The sequence below is a fragment of the Psychrobacter sp. TB20-MNA-CIBAN-0197 genome, from assembly GCF_040309765.1.
GTDB lineage: Bacteria > Pseudomonadota > Gammaproteobacteria > Pseudomonadales > Moraxellaceae > Psychrobacter > Psychrobacter submarinus.
Window position 1 is genome coordinate 1 of record NZ_JBEOPC010000526.1, and the last position, 275, is coordinate 275.

1 pseudogene is annotated in these 275 nt (G+C 65.1%); it reads left to right on the top strand.

The window, feature by feature from the left end:
• Positions 1–275 (top strand): annotated as a pseudogene (locus tag AAEY83_RS14795) (membrane-bound PQQ-dependent dehydrogenase, glucose/quinate/shikimate family); the annotation flags it as partial.

The following is a 275-nucleotide window of genomic DNA, read 5'->3' on the forward strand; positions in this document are numbered from 1 at the left end:
CATGGGCGGTCACGTTACCGACAACGAATCGACCAATGAGCCATCGGGCGTGATCCGCGCCTTCGACGTGCGCGACGGTCACCTGGTGTGGAACTGGGACAGCGACAAGCCGGACGCCACCGAGCCTCTGGCCCCGGGCGAAACCTACAGCCGCAACTCGGCGACCATGTGGTCGCTGGCCAGCGTCGATGAAAAACTCGGCATGGTCTACCTGCCACTGGGCAACCAGACCCCTGACCAATGGGGCGGCAACCGCACCCCGGGCGCGGAAACAT